This is a genomic window from Acinetobacter sp. COS3 (assembly GCF_000475335.1).
GTDB lineage: Bacteria > Pseudomonadota > Gammaproteobacteria > Pseudomonadales > Moraxellaceae > Acinetobacter > Acinetobacter venetianus.
Genome location: NZ_AXCD01000075.1, coordinates 1 through 362 on the forward strand (window position 1 = coordinate 1; position 362 = coordinate 362).

Sequence of the window (362 nt, forward strand, 5' to 3'; positions counted from 1 at the left end):
CCAATGTCCACGTGCCATCACCATTGTTAGTCGCTAGGTAATCCACTCCATTTACATTTACAGTCACGGTTGCTAATGAATCATTCACAGTGCCTGTTAATGGCGGAGTACTATCATTAGTCAGTACATCATCAATCGTCACAATCGGTGCGGTGATATCTGCTGATACAATGCCTGTCCCTGGTGCTGATTCATTACCTGCTGGATCTGTCGCTGTTGCTGTAACGGTATCACCATCCACCAAGCCACCTGGGTTTGGTACACTCCATTCGCCTGTGGTTGGGTCAGCCACAACCTCTGCTGTACTGCCATCTGGGAAGGTTACTGTCACCGTTGAGCCCGGTTCTGCTGTACCTGTAATT

Annotated in this window: 1 protein-coding gene; it reads right to left on the bottom strand. The window is 48.9% G+C overall.

The window, feature by feature from the left end; genetic code table 11:
• The coding region (locus IO68_RS31995) for an Ig-like domain-containing protein (protein WP_052012680.1) at positions 1-361 on the bottom strand (361 nt) is incomplete at its 3' end.
• Between the last annotated feature and the right edge of the window lies 1 nt (position 362).